General features: G+C 60.4%; 15 protein-coding genes and 1 pseudogene. 4 read left to right on the top strand and 12 right to left on the bottom strand.

Annotated elements, in window-relative coordinates:
* The 6 genes from NTD85_RS26615 to NTD85_RS26590 form a co-directional block, all read right to left on the bottom strand.
* Entirely contained in the window at positions 1-1,674 is a 1,674-nt protein-coding gene (locus tag NTD85_RS26615) for a hypothetical protein (RefSeq protein ID WP_262143646.1), read from the bottom strand.
* Complete coding sequence (locus NTD85_RS26610) at positions 1,674-2,822, bottom strand: tyrosine-type recombinase/integrase (RefSeq protein ID WP_262143645.1); 1,149 nt, start codon at positions 2,820-2,822, stop codon at positions 1,674-1,676. Before NTD85_RS26610 ends, NTD85_RS26615 begins: the two co-directional genes overlap by 1 nt.
* A gap of 154 nt (positions 2,823-2,976) precedes the next feature.
* Positions 2,977-4,140: a DUF4350 domain-containing protein gene (locus NTD85_RS26605; RefSeq protein WP_262143644.1), complete on the bottom strand. Its 1,164-nt coding sequence runs from the start codon at positions 4,138-4,140 to the stop codon at positions 2,977-2,979.
* The gene (locus NTD85_RS26600; RefSeq protein ID WP_262143643.1) at positions 4,137-5,681 is read right to left on the bottom strand and encodes a DUF4129 domain-containing protein; all 1,545 of its coding nucleotides are present in this window, start codon (positions 5,679-5,681) and stop codon (positions 4,137-4,139) included. The genes NTD85_RS26605 and NTD85_RS26600 overlap by 4 nt, the downstream gene beginning before the upstream one ends.
* Positions 5,668-6,645, bottom strand: coding sequence for a stage II sporulation protein M (locus tag NTD85_RS26595; RefSeq protein ID WP_262143642.1), 978 nt, complete (start codon positions 6,643-6,645; stop codon positions 5,668-5,670). Before NTD85_RS26595 ends, NTD85_RS26600 begins: the two co-directional genes overlap by 14 nt.
* Positions 6,642-7,367, bottom strand: a complete 726-nt coding sequence (locus NTD85_RS26590) for an RDD family protein (RefSeq protein WP_262143641.1) — start codon at positions 7,365-7,367, stop codon at positions 6,642-6,644. The genes NTD85_RS26595 and NTD85_RS26590 overlap by 4 nt, the downstream gene beginning before the upstream one ends.
* 181 nt (positions 7,368-7,548) lie before the next feature.
* On the opposite strand from NTD85_RS26590, the gene sbcB reads away from it, so the two are divergent.
* A complete protein-coding gene (gene sbcB / locus NTD85_RS26585) occupies positions 7,549-8,979 on the top strand; it encodes an exodeoxyribonuclease I (RefSeq protein ID WP_262143640.1) in 1,431 nt (476 codons plus the stop codon).
* A gap of 103 nt (positions 8,980-9,082) precedes the next feature.
* Here the strand turns inward: sbcB and mvaT are convergent, their stop codons facing one another.
* Positions 9,083-9,460 carry a histone-like nucleoid-structuring protein MvaT gene (gene mvaT, locus NTD85_RS26580; protein WP_003227581.1) on the bottom strand — a complete coding sequence of 126 codons (378 nt, stop codon included), beginning with the start codon at positions 9,458-9,460 and terminating at the stop codon, positions 9,083-9,085.
* Positions 9,461-9,798: 338 nt separating this feature from the next.
* On the opposite strand from mvaT, the gene purU reads away from it, so the two are divergent.
* Positions 9,799-10,647 (top strand): formyltetrahydrofolate deformylase, encoded by an 849-nt coding sequence (gene purU, locus NTD85_RS26575; protein WP_003227580.1) that lies wholly within the window; start codon positions 9,799-9,801, stop codon positions 10,645-10,647.
* Positions 10,648-10,735: 88 nt separating this feature from the next.
* Positions 10,736-10,912, top strand: a complete 177-nt coding sequence (locus NTD85_RS26570; protein WP_177434683.1) for a hypothetical protein — start codon at positions 10,736-10,738, stop codon at positions 10,910-10,912.
* On the opposite strand, the gene NTD85_RS26565 is transcribed toward NTD85_RS26570, so the two are convergent.
* The 5 genes and pseudogenes from NTD85_RS26565 to NTD85_RS27875 form a co-directional block, all read right to left on the bottom strand.
* Positions 10,896-11,894, bottom strand: coding sequence for a lysylphosphatidylglycerol synthase transmembrane domain-containing protein (locus tag NTD85_RS26565; RefSeq protein ID WP_262143639.1), 999 nt, complete (start codon positions 11,892-11,894; stop codon positions 10,896-10,898). The two genes, NTD85_RS26570 and NTD85_RS26565, sit on opposite strands and share 17 nt — an antisense overlap.
* Positions 11,891-12,667 carry a polysaccharide deacetylase family protein gene (locus NTD85_RS26560; RefSeq protein WP_262143638.1) on the bottom strand — a complete coding sequence of 259 codons (777 nt, stop codon included), beginning with the start codon at positions 12,665-12,667 and terminating at the stop codon, positions 11,891-11,893. The genes NTD85_RS26565 and NTD85_RS26560 overlap by 4 nt, the downstream gene beginning before the upstream one ends.
* Entirely contained in the window at positions 12,660-13,751 is a 1,092-nt protein-coding gene (locus tag NTD85_RS26555; RefSeq protein WP_262143667.1) for a glycosyltransferase family 4 protein, read from the bottom strand. Before NTD85_RS26555 ends, NTD85_RS26560 begins: the two co-directional genes overlap by 8 nt.
* An 891-nt stretch (positions 13,752-14,642) precedes the next feature.
* Positions 14,643-15,407, bottom strand: coding sequence for a methyl-accepting chemotaxis protein (locus tag NTD85_RS27880; RefSeq protein WP_371043227.1), 765 nt, complete (start codon positions 15,405-15,407; stop codon positions 14,643-14,645).
* Between the two features lie 93 nt (positions 15,408-15,500).
* Positions 15,501-16,532 (bottom strand): annotated as a pseudogene (locus NTD85_RS27875) (cache domain-containing protein); the annotation flags it as partial.
* A gap of 186 nt (positions 16,533-16,718) precedes the next feature.
* Here NTD85_RS27875 and NTD85_RS26545 point away from each other — a divergent pair.
* Positions 16,719-18,206, top strand: a complete 1,488-nt coding sequence (locus NTD85_RS26545; protein ID WP_262143637.1) for a DUF853 domain-containing protein — start codon at positions 16,719-16,721, stop codon at positions 18,204-18,206.
* Positions 18,207-18,281 lie beyond the last annotated feature (75 nt).

Here is an 18,281-nt window from a genome sequence, read left to right as displayed (position 1 = left end):
TCAATTTTCCAGGCTGTCGACCAAATCAATCGACCAGAACGGATGCGGCAACGCACGAGCGCGCTCACGGGCAGCCTCCACCGCTTCAACCTTAAAGATTCCGCGCCGCAGCCCCTCGGCGACGATGTATTGCTCGATCAAGCGGGGGATGTGAGCATACTCCCGAGCCCAGCGCCGTTTGTCCATGCGCGAGCGCTCAGCAAGCACATGGAAGTAGAAACTGAACAGTTTGTGCAAATCCTCGGCAGTCACCGCGTAGTGCCGGCAGCGCAAACAGTTCATGAAGTTCATGCAGGTAGCGCCCTCGCGTTTCGGAGCGTATTGGCCGTTTACAGGGTCTGCGCAGCGCCCGACTGGAGTGTTCCTGTAGGTCGCACCGATTGTCCTGGTAAGCAATTCTTGCACGAGCACTTCACCCATGAATTGCCAATTGCTACGGGTAATCTCGCTGGGCGCTAAGTAATATTGATCGGTTACCTGAGAAGTATTGCCAAGAGCTGCAGCGGTGGTCGCGAGGTCGCCGTCGGTTAGTTCGAAGATCCGGTTGGCAAAGGTTTTGCGGAGCCGCGAAATATTGATACGCAGTGGTTTTCCGTCGGTATCGGTCAGAGCATGCTCGGCTACGAGGCGTCTCATCGCCAACAATAACGAATGTTGGTTCAAAACCGCGACTTGACCCACATCTTTACCGCCTCGAATGCGATGCAGCCACACGCGCCCCTTAATTTCACCTGGAGCCTCTGAATCAAAGGGTTCGGTTATGACCATCACGCGGCGTATCAGTCGCTCCACGTTGTATTTTACGGTCGGCGTCGATCCTAAAAGATGCTCAGCATCCGATACAGCGCGCAGGGCGACCTTACTGCTGTTGTAGCCTCGACGTTTCCACAGTGTCAGAAAAACTGTGTTGTCTTTGGGGTGCGGGTGCAGGCAATCGCGGGTCATTTCTAGTAGTGGCGTGGTATTACGCCCGGTGTGCAGCGCCACGACGAGCAGGGCATACGCAAGCAGTTCGCTAGTTAACAGTGCGTCGTCAGTCCAGATCGGCTTAATTGCTTGCCGTAGTGCAATACTGAATGCTTGCTGCTCCCGGTTTGTCAGCGCTGTTTCACCTTTGGCCTTACGGTTGCTGTTTGGGAAGGGGTTGCGCGGGAAGGTGGATGCATCGCCGGAAGTGATCAACGGAATTAGCCCACGCCGCCCTAAGGCAAGTAACACAGGCTTTGTCGCAGTGTAGATAGACTTCTGAGTGGTTGTTGATACACCCAACCCCGTGAGGTGACCGAGATAGCTATCGATCAGGTCCCGGTCCACATTGCGCAGGGTCAAATCATGGTTAAAAGCTGTCGCTCGCATGGCGCAGCATTCAAGAAAATGGCGCAGCCCACACGTACAGTAAGCAGCCACAGTGCACGTCGAGACGCCGCCGTCTTGGCCGGCAAGGAAACGTTCAATTTGGCGCTGGCAGGCATAAGTAATGGGGTCTATATCACAACCGTACCAGCGGGCAAAATCGAAGCTACGGCTATTTGAGGCATTCCGACCGAACTTCACTGTGGTATGTGTTGGGGGGAGAGGTTCGGGCAGGATGACCACATTGCCTACTGGGTCGTGGCGGTGCTCGACTTTTGGAACGCTGAGGTCGGTTTTATTAAATATCTTGCGCCTGCCCATCAGACCACCTCCGCCAAGGCATTTAAATCATCCTGATAGGCTAGCACCGCCTCATCGGCCATTTCATTGACCAGATGTAGGTATATCATCGTCGTCTGAATTGAACTGTGGCCCAGCTGCTGCTGAACGAACACCAAGGGTTCGAGCCCACTCGTTGGGTTGCGCTGAAGGCTTACCAACGTATGAGTGGCATAGGTATGCCGAAGCATGTGCGTATGGACGTTGATTCCAGCTCGCTTGCCGATCTCGCTAATTATTCGATTGAGACTCTTACCGTCTTGGGCATAGGGCTCCCCAGAATGGTTGAGAAACAGCGCCTTTTGCGGGGATTTATTCAGCGATGCGCGCTCACCGCGCACTTTCGTTAAATAGTGATAGAGTTCGGCCATAAACTGGCGACTGACGTAGATATCTCGTGGCTTGCTGCCCTTTGTCTTTATGCCGCTACCGTCGAAGGAATTTAGCCGAATTCTGAGGTTGCGCTCGGTTCGTTGAGCCTTTTCCGGATCAAAAATATAGGCTTGGGGGAAGGTGGTGATTTCCTCGCGGCGCAGCCCCATGTGTAGCGCCACGCGTATCATCATCCGGTGATGGACGTTTTCCGCTGCAGCCAATAGCAATCTAATCTCGGCCATGCTAAGAAACTTGGGTAGTGCTTTATGGCTACGCGGCATCACATCGTTTGCCATTGCCCTACCGCCACGGGAATCGATATGTGCAAGGAAGCCTATTGCATGACGCGAAGCACGTTCTTCGTAGGCGAAAGGTAAACGCTTCACCCACCCCTCCTTCAGCGCAAATTCGTAGAACTTGCAGATGTATGTAAGGCGTTGACGAGTGGTACTCAATGCCAGACTGCAGTCCACCAAACAGTAGTCACGGTAAGCCGCGACTAAGCTTTTGGCCTCGCCACGATCCACATCGCGCCAGTCAATTTCATGGGCTTGAAGAAAGCTAAAGTAGTCATACATTGCGCGCCCGGTACTGGGCCAGGAACGCTTAGAGCCAATGGCCCCGCGAAGCAGATAGTGACGAAAAAACTGATTGGCTGGTGCGCAACTTTCCATTGAGTCCCATAGCAGGATGGGAAATCCTGGATGAGGCTGCCCAGCGATCAACAGATTTTCAGTGGCCCACACAAGCTCCATCTGCTGTCCCCCTGCACTGAACATTCATCACAGGTCTCAGTCTGCTTTTACAGATCTAAGGTCAAAACGCTCTTGACGAGTAATCCCAGCGCTGAGGAGCGTTTAAGGGACTGTTTTTAATATGGCAGATATCTAACATTTTCCCAGTGCCAGATCATAGCGTGTTCCTCAAGGTTTGCAGGTGGGCCACCTGGCGACTGAAATCAGCGCTGCTCATACGCTGTTTTGGCACCGGGCTCAGGGCCTGACTGATGGCGCGGGTCGGCTGACGGGTCAGGCGCGACAGCACCAGCCATTGCTCGGCCACGTTCAATTGGTCGAAACCGGGATACCGGCGGCGGGCGCGGCGCAGCACGTCCTGTTGCAGGGCTTGCAACAGCGTGTGCTGACCGTTGTGGCGCAGGATGAAATCGGCACTGGCGCGCAGGTGTTCCTGCAACTGGCGACGGCCACGCTGAGCGGGTGCCTGCAAAGGCCCGTGGCGCACACCGAGGTGCCACAGGGCCAGACCGATCAGCGCCAGCAGGGCGACGATGGCTTGCGGGAAGTAACGCCAGAGCAAGCTCGGCAGCCCCTCGTGTAGCGTGTTGAAAATCAGCGTGACGTCGGTGTCGGCGCTCAGGTACCAGAGCAGCCAGGCGTTGTCGTGTTTGCTGATGGCCGGGGTCTTCCACAGCTCGGCATCGGTGACCACGGTGACCGAGCCGAGGCCGTACGCCAGTTGCATCATGTGCGTGGCCTTGGCGCTGTTGGCCCAGGCCTGGGCGAGATTCTTCGGGTCTTCCAGATGGAACGCGGTGTCGAAACCGGCGTAGGCCGGCGCGTCCTCGTCTTCCAGATAAAGTTTGGTCAGGTTCGGGTACGGATCATCGGCCAGTTCCGCCGGCGGCTCCTTGAGATCCTTGCTCAGGGACTGGTGCAACTGCACCCGGTCCAGCAACAGGTCAGCGCTTTGTCTGGCCTGCTCATCCCACAGGGCTTCGGCGACGAACACCAGTCGCCCACCGGCGCGGGCCCAGTTCAATACCTGATCGACCTGCCGCGGGGTCATGCGCGAACGTTCGCCGAACAACAGCAGGGTGTGCCGACGCGGATCGATGTCGGGCAGCACCGCTAGCGTTTCGGCGTGGCCGACGTTGAGGCCGCGCTCGCGCAAAAACATTTCTGCCGCCAGATAAGGATTGGCCTGTGCCTGGGGCGAGGGGCCGTGATCGATCATTTCCTGATAAGGCCGCGCCTTGAGGTACAGATAAACGCTCAACGCCGCGAGCAGGGCGACCATCAGCCCGCCGAGCAGCCACGCGTTGCGCCGGTTCAAGCGCGCGCTCCCTGCTCGAACAAGGCGCGCCAGCCGTCACACAGTTCCTGTTGCAGATGTGCCGCCGGCACGCGGTGCCCGTAGGCCATGTTCTGCCAGTGCAGCGTCAGGGTGCGACTGAACGCCAGCAGTTCCGGGCACTGCAATTGCTCGACCCGCAGCAGCACCTGATGCTCGGTGTCGGCAGGTTTCAAGGTCAGGGCAAAATCGTGCAGCAGACGGCTGAGCAGTCCGCGATAGAGCAGGCCCAGCGCCGCGCGCGGCTGGGTCTGCCAGAGTTGTTCGGCGCTGGCGGCGATGTCGTCGGGCAAGGACTGCGGGGTCAGGTCCAGGCCAAATGCTTGTTGCGGCGCAGGTGGCCTGCCGCGGGCGGGCAACTTCGTCCGGCGACTGACGAAGGTGCGCAGGAACTCGCGGTAACGCCAGATCAGCCAGCCGACGGCCGTGAGCAATGCGCCCCACAGCAGCACTTCGATCAACACCGCCAAGGCATTGAAGCGTTGACCGTCGAGCCAGCCAAGCAGGGTTTTCAGCCATTGCGGAGGCTCGCCGGGTTTGCCCTCGGCCGGGGTGGCCGGGTCGTCGCCAAAGCGGTAGCGGGTCACGCTTTCCTTGTTCTTGAATGGCGGTTGTTCGAGCAGTGCCTTGATGCTGTCGTGCGCAGCCTGACTGGTCAGCGGTTGGTGCAGCAGGCGTGGCGCCTCCGGGGCGTTGGCCGGGGCATCCGCCCATACCGGTGGTACCGCCGGCAGCCACAGACAGACCGCCAGCAGCAGACCCAGAGCGCTGCTGTTCAAGCGCTGGCGCAAACGACGGAATACCAACTCGATGTCCCACGCTTCCAGTGCGGTGCGTCGGTTCAGATACAGGCTGAAGCCGCAGGCGACATAAATCGGTTCCCAGACCACCAGCACCAGCGCGTAGAAGGCGTTGGTCAGGTGTTCCAGCCAACGCCAATGATGATCGGCGTCGAGGATCAGCGATTGCCAGTCCCAGTCGGTTTCAATCTGCTGCGGCAGCAGAATGTAGAACAGCACCATCAGGCCGATCCACAGCGCGGTCTCCAGATGCATGCCGATGATCGTCAGCCATTGCGCGGCGCCGGCATTGCGTTGCAGCAACACTTGCAAGCGTTGCTGGCGAGCGGTGCCGTCGAGGCCTTCGAGTTGCACCACCGGCAGCAGAAAGCTTCGACTCAGGCTCAGGCGGCGCCAGGTCAGGCTGGCCAGCAGTTGTGGTTTGAGCAGTCGCGGAAATTCGCGCAGGGCCTGTTTCAGAGTGGGTGTTTCGCCGAACAGGGCCTTGGACAGGATGTACAGCGGCAGGCGTTCGTAGGCCGGTTTCAGCCACCAGAAAATCAACACTGCCAGCGACGGCGAATCCCATAGCAGCAGACTGAGCACGACGAACAGCGGCAGGGTGACGATGGCCCAACTGGTCATCAGCAGCCGACGATGCTGCTGGCTCATGAGCACGCCCAGGTCCATGGCTTCCCAGGTGCTGCGCGGGCGGATCGCTACAGTGGCATCACTCAGGCGCATGGCGGGTCCTTCCGGCGAACAGCAGATAGGCCGCCACGGCGATCCACAACGCGGCACCGACCGCATATTTGATCGGCGGTGTGACCCCGGTCCGCGACGACCAGTACGCTTCGATGAACGCCGCGATCAGCAGGAACAGCATGACCCCGCACACCAGCAGCACGCTTTTGCGCGCGGCGGTTTTCAGTGCTTCACCGCGCGTCAGGCGTCCGGGCGCGATCAACGCCCAGCCGAGTTTCAGGCCGGCGGCACCCGCCAGGGCAATGGCGCTCAGCTCGAAAGCCCCGTGACCGATCACGAACGACCAGAACGTCTGCCCGAAACCGATTTCAGTCAGATGCCCGGCCACCGCACCGATGATCAAGCCGTTATAGAGCAGGAAAAACGCGCTGCCCACGCCCAGCAGCAAACCGCTGGCGAAGGTCTGGAAAGCGATGCCGATGTTGTGCATCACGTAGTAGCCGAACATCACCCAGTCTTCACTGGCCGCCCGTTCGGCCGAACGCCCGAGGTGCCCGGCCACCGGGTCGTACATGCTCTGCATCTCGCGCACCTGTTCGGCGGGGATCAGGTTGTAGACCAGTTCGGGAAAGGCATACACCAGCAAGGCAAAACCGATCAGGCTGCCGAAAAACACCAGGCCGGCGGCCAGCACAAAGGGCCATTCGGCGCGCACCAGCCGGGGGAAGTCAGCGAGGATGAAACCCAGCAGGTTGGCGCCGAAGCGGCTGCGGTGCCGGTAAAGCTGCTGATGGCCGCGCAACACCAGTTGTTGCAGCGAGTCGGTCAGAAAACTGCTGTAGCCGCGCTCCTGTGCCAGCGCCAGATGCTGGCACAGGCGTCGATAAGCCTTGGGGAAAGTGGCCACTTGCGAGGTGTCCTTGCCATGTTCGAGGCGTTCGAGCGCCAGCGTGAAGCGCTCCCATTCGGCCTTGTGGCGAGTTTCGAAAAGACTCTGCTTCATGTCGGCCCCAACAAGCCGCGGGCGATACCGTTGAGTTCGCTGACCGCTTTGGGCGCCGAGATGTGCAGCGGCTGGGCGAGCAGCGCGGCCAGCTCGTTGACCCGCGCTGGCGACAGTTCGCCCTGGCGTTCGGCGAAGGCGAGCAGGGCGCGTTGTTCGCTGAGGGTGAGCGGGACGGGCGAGCGACGCGGCTGGGCGTCGGGCAGTTGCGGGCGTGCGAGTGGGCGTTCGCTGTAGACCACCAGGGTGCCGGCGGCGATGTCGCCCAGGCGTTTGAAGGTCGGGTGCTGCAGGCAACTGATCGCCCCGAGGAAATAACCGAACGGCAGCAGGTCGACGAAACGCAACAGGTTGCGCAGCAGCGAGGCCGACCAGCCGATCGGTGTGCCGTCATCGTGGATCACCCGCAGGCCCATCCATTGCTTGCCCGGCGAACGGCCCTGACGCAGCACTTCGAACAGCACCATGTACCACCAACTGACGGCAAACAGCAGCAGCGAACTCAGGCCCATGCCGAGCTGACCGAGAAACGCCAGCAACAGGAACAGCACGCCGAGGATGGCTCCGCGAATGCCCAGGTCGATGCCGAAGGCGAGGCTGCGCACCATCAGCCCGGCCGGGCGCAACGGCAGGTCGATGCCCTCCGGGGTTTCCACTTGATAGCGGGTATCGAGTGGCGGGTTCAGCGGTGCTTTCCGTGGCGCTGCTGTGTTCTCGAGCATGGGCTACCTGATGGGGCCGGATCGGGAGGCGAGGTCTGTCCGATGCTAGCAGCCTCTTGGGGGAAAACGACATCACTATGTATTGCACATCGTGTGGCGCGCGCGAGTTGAATGACACAGCGCTGGCCGCGATGCGGGTTCAACGCCTAGACTTTGCCGATCTTCAGTTCAGGAACCGCCCGTGACTTCAATCTTCTGGTACGACTACGAAACCACCGGCATCAATCCGCGCAACGACCGCCCGCTGCAGGTCGCCGGGATTCGCACCGACCACGACCTCAATGAAATCGACGAACCGGTCAACCTCTACTGCCAGCCCAGCGAAGACATCCTGCCGCACCCGGCGGCCTGCGCGATCACCGGCATTACCCCGGGGCAACTCGCCGAGCACGGCCTGAGCGAAGCCGATTTCATGACCCGTGTGCATGCGCAACTGGCGGCGCCCGGCACTTGCGGCGCGGGTTACAACACCTTGCGTTTCGACGACGAGATGACCCGCTACAGCCTGTACCGCAACTTCTTCGACCCGTATGCCCGCGAGTGGCAGGGCGGCAACAGTCGCTGGGACCTGATCGATGTGGTGCGTGCCGCGTATGCGTTGCGCCCGGATGGCCTGGTCTGGCCGACCGATGACGAAGGCAAGGTCACCCTCAAGCTTGAACGTCTGACGGCCGCCAACCATATCGACCATGGGCATGCGCACGAAGCACTCTCGGACGTGCGCGCCACCATCGCGCTGGCGCGGTTGATCCGCGAGAAACAGCCGAAGTTGTATGACTGGCTGTTTCAATTGCGCAGCAAACAGAAGGTCATGGATCAGATTCGTCTGTTGCAGCCGCTGGTGCATATCTCCGGACGCTTTTCGGCGGCGCGGCACTATGTCGGTGTGGTGCTGCCATTGGCCTGGCATCCGCGCAATCGCAATGCGCTGATCGTCTGTGACCTGCACCTCGATCCGCAAGGCTTGCTGGATCTGGACGCCGAAACCCTGCGCCAGCGCCTGTACACTCGCCGCGACGACCTCGCCGAAGGTGAACTGCCGGTGCCGCTGAAACTGATTCACATCAATCGTTGCCCGGTGGTGGCGCCGTTGTCGGTGTTGCGCGCCGACGATCAGCAGCGCCTGGGCCTGGACATGGCGCTGTATCAGGCACGTGCGCTGCGGCTAAGTGACGCACAACAAGTTTGGAAAGATAAAGTCGCGGCGATTTACGCCAGCGAAGACTTCACGCCGAGCGAAGATCCGGAACAGCAGTTGTACGATGGATTTATCGGTGATCGTGACCGGCGTCTATGTGAGCAAGTGAGGACGGCGGATCCGGCACAATTAGCGCAAGAACACTGGCCGTTCGATGATGAACGTCTGCCGGAATTACTCTTTCGATATCGCGCACGCAACTTTCCCGATACGTTGAGTTCCGAGGAGCAAGAACGCTGGAGAATATTCTGTCAGCAGCGTTTGTCCGAGCCGCAAATGGGCGCGCCTAATACCCTGCAATCTTTTGCCGAGGCCGCGCAGCAATGGGCGCTTAGTGCTACGCCGATACAGAATCAAGTGCTCAATGAGTGGCAGAATTATGTCGAGGCATTGCGCAAACGTTTGAATCTTTGAAATCGAACATAGTGTGCCCATGAAATGCCGGGCATAAAAAAACGCCAGCGTATGCTGGCGTTTTTCATGGGCCGCAGAATCAGTCTGCGGCAGGCGTTGCGGCTTAGCCCAGCAGGGTAGCCCAGCCTTCAACCACGTCACCGCCCCACTTGGCTTTCCACTCTTTCAGAGTCTTGTGGTTGCCACCTTTGGTTTCGATGACTTCGCCGTTGTGCGGGTTTTTGTATTGTTTAACTTTGCGCGCGCGCTTGGTGCCGGTAGTTTTTACTGCGGCGCCACGGGTACCTTTGGTTTTCGATTCCGGATCCAGCAGGGCGATGATGTCGCGCAGGGACTTGGAGTATTCGCCCATCAGGGTGCGCAGTTTGCCTTCGAATTCCAGCTCGGCTTGCAGTTTGTCGTCTTGCGACAGGTTCTTCAAACGGGCTTGCAGCTCTTTGATTGCTTCTTCGGTGGCGCGATATTCGTTGATCAAGGACATGGTAACTACCTTATGCGGATGTGTTGAATGGCAGGGGACAGTGCCGCAATAATAGTCAGGCTGTTTCATCAAGTAAACATTTAACCGGATTTTTTATTTGAATTAGTTACGTGAAATAACCGGTAAATTGAATGGTCATTTAAATAATGTGATGCATTCATCACGATTATTCACAATTATCTGCTCGAACAGCGTCACGGCAGTGCCATCACATTGGCGCGCCGGACGATCGGACGCCTTGAATCGCGCCGTCTACGGGGAATCGGTCATCAATACTGCAGTTTCCGCGCGCAGTCGCTAGAATGGCCGCCTTTGCGAAGTTCTGGAGTTTTTCCCCCATGCGCACCTTTCGGTTGGTGATTTCCTGCCCTGACCGCGTTGGCATCGTTGCCAAAGTCAGTAACTTTCTGGCATCCCACAACGGTTGGATCACCGAAGCGAGCCACCACTCGGATAATCAGAACGGCTGGTTCTTCATGCGTCACGAGATCCGCGCCGATTCGCTGCCGTTCGGTATTGAAGTACTGCGCGAGAAGTTTGCGCCGATCGCCGAAGAGTTCTCGATGGACTGGCGCATTACCGATACCGAGCAAAAGAAACGCGTAGTGCTGATGGCCAGCCGCGAATCCCACTGCCTGGCCGACTTGCTGCACCGCTGGCACAGCGACGAGCTCGATTGCGAAATCTCCTGCGTGATTTCCAACCACAATGACCTGCGCAGCATGGTCGAGTGGCATGGCATTCCTTATTACCATGTCCCGGTCAATCCGCAGGACAAGGAGCCGGCGTTCGCCGAGGTGTCGCGTCTGGTCAAGCAGCACGACGCCGAAGTGGTGGTGCTGGCGCGCTACATGCAGATCCTGCCGCCGGCCCTGTGCCGCGAATACGCACACAAGGTGATCAACATTCACCACAGCTTCCTGCCGTCGTTCGTCGGTGCCAAGCCGTACCATCAGGCGTCGCTGCGCGGCGTGAAGCTGATCGGCGCGACCTGCCACTACGTGACCGAAGAGCTGGATGCCGGCCCGATCATCGAGCAGGACGTGGTACGCGTCAGCCACAGCGACAGCATCGAAGACATGGTGCGTTTCGGCCGTGACGTCGAGAAGATGGTGTTGGCCCGTGGTCTGCGCTATCACCTCGAAGACCGCGTGCTGGTGCACGGCAACAAGACCGTGGTGTTCTGATCGGTCTGAAAGTCTGCGGTTGAAAAATCAAGGGTCTGGGCGTTCAATCGTCCAGACCCTTTTTCATTTCATCCCTGAGGAACTGCCCATGAGCGATCCACTGGACAAAGCCACTTCCAAAGCGCCGGCCACCGTGGGTGAGGGGTGTTTGAGCAGGTATGATCCCGAAGACATGACGCCGGAGGACGGGACAGAGTTTCCCGGGGCTGCCGAGTTATGGGAGCAAATGAAAGAACAGCTGGACGAACCTAAGAAGCCTGTCTGACCTTCATCAATTTCTTGAGCAACGGTCGTCCCAGCATCAGTACAAACACCGGGCCACCCACCAGCAGATAGAAATAGAACGTCACTGCCCGCCAGATCAGGATTGCCGCCGCCGCTGTGGATTTGCCGACCATGGGCGCCAGCAGCGCCGCCGAGGTCAATTCCGCCGCGCCGGCGCCCCCCGGCAATAGCGTGAACTGGCCCGCGCCCAGCGACAGCATCTGCACCAGAAAGCTCCAGGCCCAATGCAAGTCCGCACCCAGCCCGCGCAGCGCCAGATACAGCACGCTGTAACGCAGCAGCCAATGCACGCACGTCAACGCAAACACTTTGCTCAAGGTCTGCCACGGCAATTTCAGGGTATCGGTGAACGCTGCAAGAAAGTGCAAGAGCTTGCGCGCCCAGCGTCGGCGGGTGCTGTGTTCGACGTTCATGCGGGCCAACAGGCGCCCGCTCAGGCGAATCAGCGCGCGATGATAGCGCGCCAACAGCGCGCAACCGATCAGGCCGCCGAATAACGACACGGCACTGACCATCAGCAGCCATTCCATACGATCGCTCAGGTGCTGGAACAGCGCGTAGATCAGAATCGCGCTCAAGGCGCAGAGAAAGAACAGCAGATCGCTCAACTGATCCATCGCAAACACCGCGCTGCCCCGCGCCGGGCGCACGCCGCAACGGGCCAGCAGGGCCATGATGGTCAGCGGGCCGCCGCTGCCACCGGGGGTGGCGCAATAGGCAAACTCGGCGGCCATCACCACCCCGAGACTCTTCAGCGGTGAGACGCGATCACGTTGATCGCCCAGTAACAGCCGCAAGCGCAGGGTGTTGATACCCCAGCAGAGCAGGATCATGCCGAACAGCACCAGCAGCCATGGCAGCGGAAAGCTTTGCAGGCGCGACCAGATTTCATTGCCACCGAGCAGCAGCGGAATCAGCAGCGCCGCGAGCAGGCCGATCAACAACAGAATGCCGCGGCTCATGCGGCGTGCCCGAGTTGCCCGCGCTGTTGCGCCAGCCAGTCAATCTTGGTCATCGGCACGCGTCCTTCGGCGAGCAGGCGTTTGAGGGTTTGCAGCCAGTAGTTTCGCGAGTAACGGTAGCGCATATCCACCGGGTGCAGGCCGAGGCGAATCACCGGGGCCTGACGCCAGCGCTGCTCGCGTTGGTCGCTGAGGACTTTCGACAGGCCACGACGCCAGGCACTGCGGGCGCTCCACACCAGACCGGGAGCATCGATCGAGGTGAAATCCGGCAGGCAATAAAGATGCTGCGGATCGCTGGTGTAGTGCAACGGCAACTCGCGCAAGGCCTGGCGCGTACCCTCGCTCATCAGCCAGGCCGGGGCGACGAAACCGTGTAACGGCCAGTCGTAGCGCTGGAACAACTCGATACCGGCGCGCAGTCGCGCAAGCGCGGCTTCGCGGGACAGGTGATAGAACTCGCCTTCGTGGGTGTAGATCCGGCGCATGAACCAGTCGCGGGGCGTGGTCGGTGCCGGCTCGCGGTCGTCATGGTAAAAACCGTGCAAGGCCAGTTCATCGCCACGGGCCACCCGCTCGCCGAGCCTGCGACAGAACGCCGGATGCGCTTCAAGAGCATCGCGCCCATGGAAATTCGGTACCACCAGCCAGGTCATCGGCACGCCGCCCAGCGCATCGACGGCTTCGACGAATGGCTGATAATCCGCCCACGTCGACGGTGCTACGTCGTGCAGCACCAGCAATACGGCGCGGCGGTTCAGGGGATCAGCCATTGGCCACCCGAGGCCAGGAATGGCCGAGGACCGCGTGATAATGACCGAGCAGGCTGTCGACCACACTGTCCCAGGAATAATGCCTTTCGACGTGTTGCCGCGCCTGCTGGCCGAGTTTCACGCAGCCGCGACTGAACAATTCGCGCACGGCATTGGCCATGGCTTGTGGGTTGTTCGGTGCGCACAGCAAGCCGCAGTCCTGGTTGACGATTTCCTCGAACGCCCCGGCCGCCACTGCGACCACCGGAATCCCGCAGGCCATGGCTTCGAGGATCACCAGACCGAAGGTTTCCTGATCGCCGGCATGCAGCAGGGCGTCGGCGCTGGCCATTAATCGCGCCACGGTGGCGGCCGGGCAGAACCCGTCGATCACGCTGACATTGTCCGGGACCACGGCGGGCATCGATGAGCCGACCAGCAACAGGTGATAGCGCGGGCCGAGGCGTCGCATGCATTTGAGCAGCACCGGCAGGTTCTTCTCTTTGGAGCCGCGCCCGGCAAAGATCAGCAGACGGGTGTCTTCGGCAATCCCCAGTTCGGCGCGCAGACCGTTGTCGCGGGCGTCGGGGTGAAAGGTTTGCAGATCCACCCCCAGTGGCTGCACAAAGACATTGCGCACCCCCAGCCCGGTGAGCTTGTCGGCCATGACCTGGCTCGGCGCCAGCACCCGGTCGAAATTGCCGTAGAGTTTGGTGACATACGCCTCGACATTCGGCGTGACCCAATGGCCCATGCGGTTGCTGACCAACAGCGGCAGATCCGAGTGATAAAAGCCGATCACCGGCACATCCAGTTGGCGCCGTGCATCCAGCGCTGCCCAGGCAGTCAGGTACGGGTCGCCGACTTCGATCAGATCGGGCTGCAAATCCTGCAGGACATTGCGCCACGGCGCCAGACGCAGCGGGAAGCGATAGCCTTTGCCAAACGGCAGTGCAGGCGCGGGCACCGTGTAGACGCCATCGTGTTCACTAAAGTGCGCGCCGGGGATCAGCAGGCTGTGGCGAATGCCCGGTTTGACGCCCAGCCGACGATGCTTGGCGTCCAGATAGGTGCGTACGCCGCCGCTGGCCGGGGCGTAGAACATGGTGATGTCGGCGATGTGCACAATGACGAACCCTCCGCTGTGTTGCTCTTCCTTGGTTGACCTTTATCCAGAATAGATGTTCGGTCGGGATTGCGCGGGGGGAGTGTCAGGGAGGGGTTGTGGTGTTTGACAGGACGCCTTCGCGAGCAAGCTCGCTCCCACGGGGATCTGCAAACGACACAGATCCAATGTGGGAGAACAGGGTGTTGTAGGTGATATGCGCGGGGGGAGTGTCAGGGAGGGGTTGTGGTGTTTGACAGGACGCCTTCGCGAGCAAGCTCGCTCCCACAGGGATCTGCAAACGACACAGATCCAATGTGGGAGAACAGGGTGTTGTAGGCGATATGCGCGGGGGGGGGAGTGTCTGCGAGGGGTTGTGGTGTTTGACAGGACGCCTTCGCGAGCAAGCCCGCTCCCACAGGGATCTGCAAACGACACAGATCCAATGTGGGAGAACAGGGTGTTGTAGGTGATATGCGCGGGGGGAGTGTCAGGGAGGGGGTGTGGTGTTTGACAGGACGCCTTCGCGAGCAGGCTCGCTCCCACGGGGATCTGCAAACGACACAGATCCAATGTGGGAGAACAGGGTGTTGTAGGTGATATGCGCGGGGGGAGTGTCAGGGAGGGGTTGTGGTGTTTGACAGGACGCCTTCGCGAGCAAGCTCGCTCCCACAGGGATCTGCAAACGACACAGATCCAATGTGGGAGAACAGGGTGTTGTAGGCGATATGCGCGGGGGGGGGAGTGTCTGCGAGGGGTTGTGGTGTTTGACAGGACGCCTTCGCGAGCAAGCCCGCTCCCACAGTGGTTTTTGGTGGAACTCACAATGTGTGAACACCGAAGATCCAATGTGGGAGCGGGCTTGCTCGCGAAGAGGCCAGTGGCAGCGCCTTAAATTCTGAAGCTACCGACCAACTGCTTCAGCCGCGAAGCCTGCTGTTCCAGATCCGAACAGGCGCGCAACGTCGCCTGCAGGTTCTCGACGCCTTCCTGGTTCAGCGTGTTGATCTCGGTGATGTCGACGTTGATCGACTCGACCACCGCGGTCTGCTCCTCGGTCGCGGTCGCTACCGACTGGTTCATCCCGTCGATTTCGCCGATGCGCTGGGTCACGCTGTTGAGGCGTTCGCCGGCGAGGTTGGCGATTTCCACGCTGTCCTGGCTGTGGCGCTGACTGTCGCTCATGGTGCTCACCGATTCACGGGCGCCGACCTGCAGCTCCTCGATCATGGTCTGCACCTGCTGCGCCGATTCCTGGGTGCGGTGCGCCAGGTTGCGCACTTCGTCGGCGACCACGGCAAAGCCGCGTCCGGCCTCACCGGCACGCGCCGCTTCGATCGCGGCGTTGAGCGCCAGCAGGTTGGTCTGCTGGGAGATGCTGGTGATCACTTCCAGAATCTGCCCGATGTTCACGGTTTTGCTGTTCAGCGACTCGATGTTGCTGCTGGAGGCGCTGAGCATGCTCGACAGTTGATTCATCGCCTTGATGCTGCGATCCACCACTTGCTGGCCGTCTTCGGCGAGGCCGCGAGCGTCACTCGCCTGGTTCGACGCTTGCGCGGCGTTGCGGGCGATTTCCTGGGCGGCGGCGCCCAGTTGATTGATCGCGGCGGCGACGCTGCTGGTGCGCGAGGCTTGCTGGTCGGAGTTGTACATCGACGAGTTGGACGCCGCGACCACGCGCAGCGCGACCTCGTTGACCTGGCCGGTGGCCGACGACACTTCGCGGATCGAGCCGTGAATACGCTCGACGAAACGGTTGAATGCGGTACCCAACACACCGAATTCATCGTTATTGACGATGGTCAGGCGCTTGGTCAGGTCGCCTTCACCGTCAGCGATGTCTTCCATGGCGCGGGTCATGACGTGCAGTGGCTGGATCAGCAGGCGAATCAGCATGCCCAGCAGCGCGATGATGATGACCACCGCAATCACCGTGGCAATCACCGCCGAGGTGCGGAACTCACTGAGCATCGAGAAGGCTTTGTCCTTGTCCACCGACAGACCGATGTACCAGTTGACCGACGGCAGGCCTTTGATCGGGGTGAAGCTGACGATGCGAGTCTTGCCATCGACGGTGATTTCACTGAAGTCGCTGCTGATGCGCGGGGTGTCCTGCGGATAGGCTTCTTTCAGTGATTTCATCACCAGCGCCTTGTCCGGGTGCACCAGGATCTTGCCGTCGGCGCTGACCAGGAACGCGTAGCCCATGCCGGAGAAGTCCCGGGCGGTGAGGGTGTCGACCAGGGTTTGCAGGCTCAGGTCACCGCCGACCACGCCAACGCTCTGGCCGGCCTTTTTCGAGGCGGTGGCGATGGAGATTATCAACTGCCCGGTGGCGGCGTCGATGTACGGTTCGGTCAGGGTCGACGCGCTGCTGCTCTCGGCCCCTTTGTACCAAGGGCGCACCCGTGGATCGAAGCCGTCCGGCATCTTCACGTCCGGGCGGATGGTGAAGTGACCGGTGGCATCGCCCAGGTAAGTGGCCATGAACGTCGAGGTCAGGGATTTCTGTTCCAGCAAGCTGGCGACGTTGGCGGGTTCCGGATTGATGGCGATGTTCTGGGCGGCGTTCTCGACCAGCAGAATGCGTCCGTTGAGCCAGGTCTGGATGTTATCGGCAGTAACTTCGCCCATCTCGTTGAGATAGTTGTTCAAGTCAGCGCGGATCGCGTTGCGTTGCAGCCAGTCGTTGTACAGCGTGAACGAGGCGAAAGCGGCGATGACGATGAGGGCGGCGGCAAGCAAAATTTTATGGCTGAAGCGCAGATTTTTGTTCATGGCTTGGGGTTCCGCTAAGGTCTTAATGTCCTGGGCGTGCTTTTATAAAGGCGCGCAATATGGGCAAGGGTGAAACAAACTGATATTTCCGACTCTCCTTAGGGAAATGTCCGACCGACTTTTCAGTCAGGTTCTCGCCTTTATCTATCGGCCATACCGGATTAAAGATTAACCATAGGTGACAAAATGCCTGACACATCGCAACTCGTTATCGGCGCCGATCTGGCGGGGCAACCGATTGCTCAGGCCATGCGCCTGGCGAACCGCCACGGGCTGATCGCCGGTGCGACCGGGACCGGCAAGACCGTGACTTTGCAGCGTCTTGCCGAAACATTCAGTGACGCCGGCGTCGCGGTGTTCGCCGCTGACATCAAGGGCGATCTGTGCGGGCTGGGCGCTGCCGGCAATCCGCAGGGCAAAGTGGCCGAGCGCATCGCCGGGATGCCTTGGCTCGATTACAAGCCGCAGGCCTATCCGGTGACGCTGTGGGACATTCACGGCGAATCCGGTCATCCGTTGCGTACCACGTTGAGTGAAATGGGCCCGTTGCTGATCGGCAGCCTGCTGGAGCTGACAGACAGCCAGCAGTCGGCGCTGTACGCGGCGTTTAAAGTAGCGGACCGCGAAGGCCTGTTGCTGCTGGACCTGAAAGACCTCAAGGCGCTGCTCAATCACCTCAAGGACAACCCGCAGCTGCTCGGCGAAGACGCCGCGCTGATGACCACCGGTTCCAGTCAGGCGCTGTTGCGTCGGCTGGCGACTCTGGAGCAGCAGGGCGCTGAAGCCTTGTTCGGCGAACCGGCGCTGCAACTGGAAGACATTCTGCAACCGGCCGCCGATGGCCGTGGGCGCATTCATTTGCTCGATGCCAGCCGCCTGGTCCACGAAGCGCCGAAGGTCTACGCGACGTTCCTGCTGTGGCTGCTGGCCGAGCTGTTCGAGCAGTTGCCGGAGCGCGGCGATGCCGACAAACCGCTGCTGGCGCTGTTCTTCGATGAGGCGCACCTGTTGTTCGGCGATACGCCCAAGGCGTTGCAGGATCGGCTTGAGCAAGTAGTGCGATTGATCCGCTCCAAGGGCGTCGGGGTGTATTTCGTTACTCAGTCGCCGAGTGATTTGCCGGACAGCGTGCTGGCGCAACTCGGTCTGCGGATCCAGCACGGCTTGCGCGCGTTCACCGCCAAGGAACAGAAATCCCTGCGTGCGGTGGCGGATGGTTTTCGGCCAAATCCGGCGGTCGACACCTTGTCGGTGCTGACGGAGCTCGGCATCGGCGAAGCGTTGGTCGGTACGCTTGCCGAGAAGGGCACACCGGAAATGGTCCAGCGGGTGTTGGTGGCACCGCCGCAATCGCGGATCGGGCCGTTGAGCGAAACCGAGCGCACGATGCTGATCGCCGGTTCGCCGTTCAAGGGCCGTTATGACAAGCCGATCGATCGTGAGTCGGCGTACGAAATCCTGATGGGCCGCAAGGATCTGGCGCCGCCGGCAGAAACACCGGCCGGCAAGCCGGCAGCCGAGGAACCGAGCCTGGCCGATCGTGCCGGGGAGTTTCTGGGGACGGCGGCGGGGCAAGCGCTGAAGTCGGCGATGCGCCAGGCGGCCAATAATCTGGGTAAACAACTGGTGCGCGGCTTGATGGGCTCGTTGCTCGGTGGCAGCAAACGGCGTTGAGCCAAACTGTGGGAGCGGGGGTGGTCGCGCAACCCGGGGGTGCGTCGGGCCGCTTTCTGTAATAAAACACCCAAA

It is taken from the genome of Pseudomonas sp. 13B_3.2_Bac1 (assembly GCF_025466205.1).
GTDB classification, from domain to species: domain Bacteria; phylum Pseudomonadota; class Gammaproteobacteria; order Pseudomonadales; family Pseudomonadaceae; genus Aquipseudomonas; species Aquipseudomonas fluorescens_H.
Note: the sequence above shows the minus strand (reverse complement) of the source record. Positions and strands in the feature narration are given on the sequence as shown.

Bases quoted from the DNA above. Each gene is read 5' to 3' on its own strand.
- NTD85_RS26595 (WP_262143642.1), bottom strand. From the start codon at position 6,645: ATGAAGCAGAGTCTTTTCGAAACTCGCCACAAGGCCGAATGGGAGCGC.
- NTD85_RS26610 (WP_262143645.1), bottom strand. From the start codon at position 2,822: ATGGAGCTTGTGTGGGCCACTGAAAATCTGTTGATCGCTGGGCAGCCT.
- NTD85_RS27880 (WP_371043227.1), bottom strand. From the start codon at position 15,407: ATGTACAACTCCGACCAGCAAGCCTCGCGCACCAGCAGCGTCGCCGCC.
- NTD85_RS26565 (WP_262143639.1), bottom strand. From the start codon at position 11,894: ATGAGCCGCGGCATTCTGTTGTTGATCGGCCTGCTCGCGGCGCTGCTG.
- NTD85_RS26570 (WP_177434683.1), top strand. From the start codon at position 10,736: ATGAGCGATCCACTGGACAAAGCCACTTCCAAAGCGCCGGCCACCGTG.
- NTD85_RS26615 (WP_262143646.1), bottom strand. From the start codon at position 1,674: ATGGGCAGGCGCAAGATATTTAATAAAACCGACCTCAGCGTTCCAAAA.
- NTD85_RS26590 (WP_262143641.1), bottom strand. From the start codon at position 7,367: ATGCTCGAGAACACAGCAGCGCCACGGAAAGCACCGCTGAACCCGCCA.
- NTD85_RS26555 (WP_262143667.1), bottom strand. From the start codon at position 13,751: ATGTTCTACGCCCCGGCCAGCGGCGGCGTACGCACCTATCTGGACGCC.
- NTD85_RS26600 (WP_262143643.1), bottom strand. From the start codon at position 5,681: ATGCGCCTGAGTGATGCCACTGTAGCGATCCGCCCGCGCAGCACCTGG.
- NTD85_RS26545 (WP_262143637.1), top strand. From the start codon at position 16,719: ATGCCTGACACATCGCAACTCGTTATCGGCGCCGATCTGGCGGGGCAA.
- purU (WP_003227580.1), top strand. From the start codon at position 9,799: ATGCGCACCTTTCGGTTGGTGATTTCCTGCCCTGACCGCGTTGGCATC.
- mvaT (WP_003227581.1), bottom strand. From the start codon at position 9,460: ATGTCCTTGATCAACGAATATCGCGCCACCGAAGAAGCAATCAAAGAG.
- NTD85_RS26560 (WP_262143638.1), bottom strand. From the start codon at position 12,667: ATGGCTGATCCCCTGAACCGCCGCGCCGTATTGCTGGTGCTGCACGAC.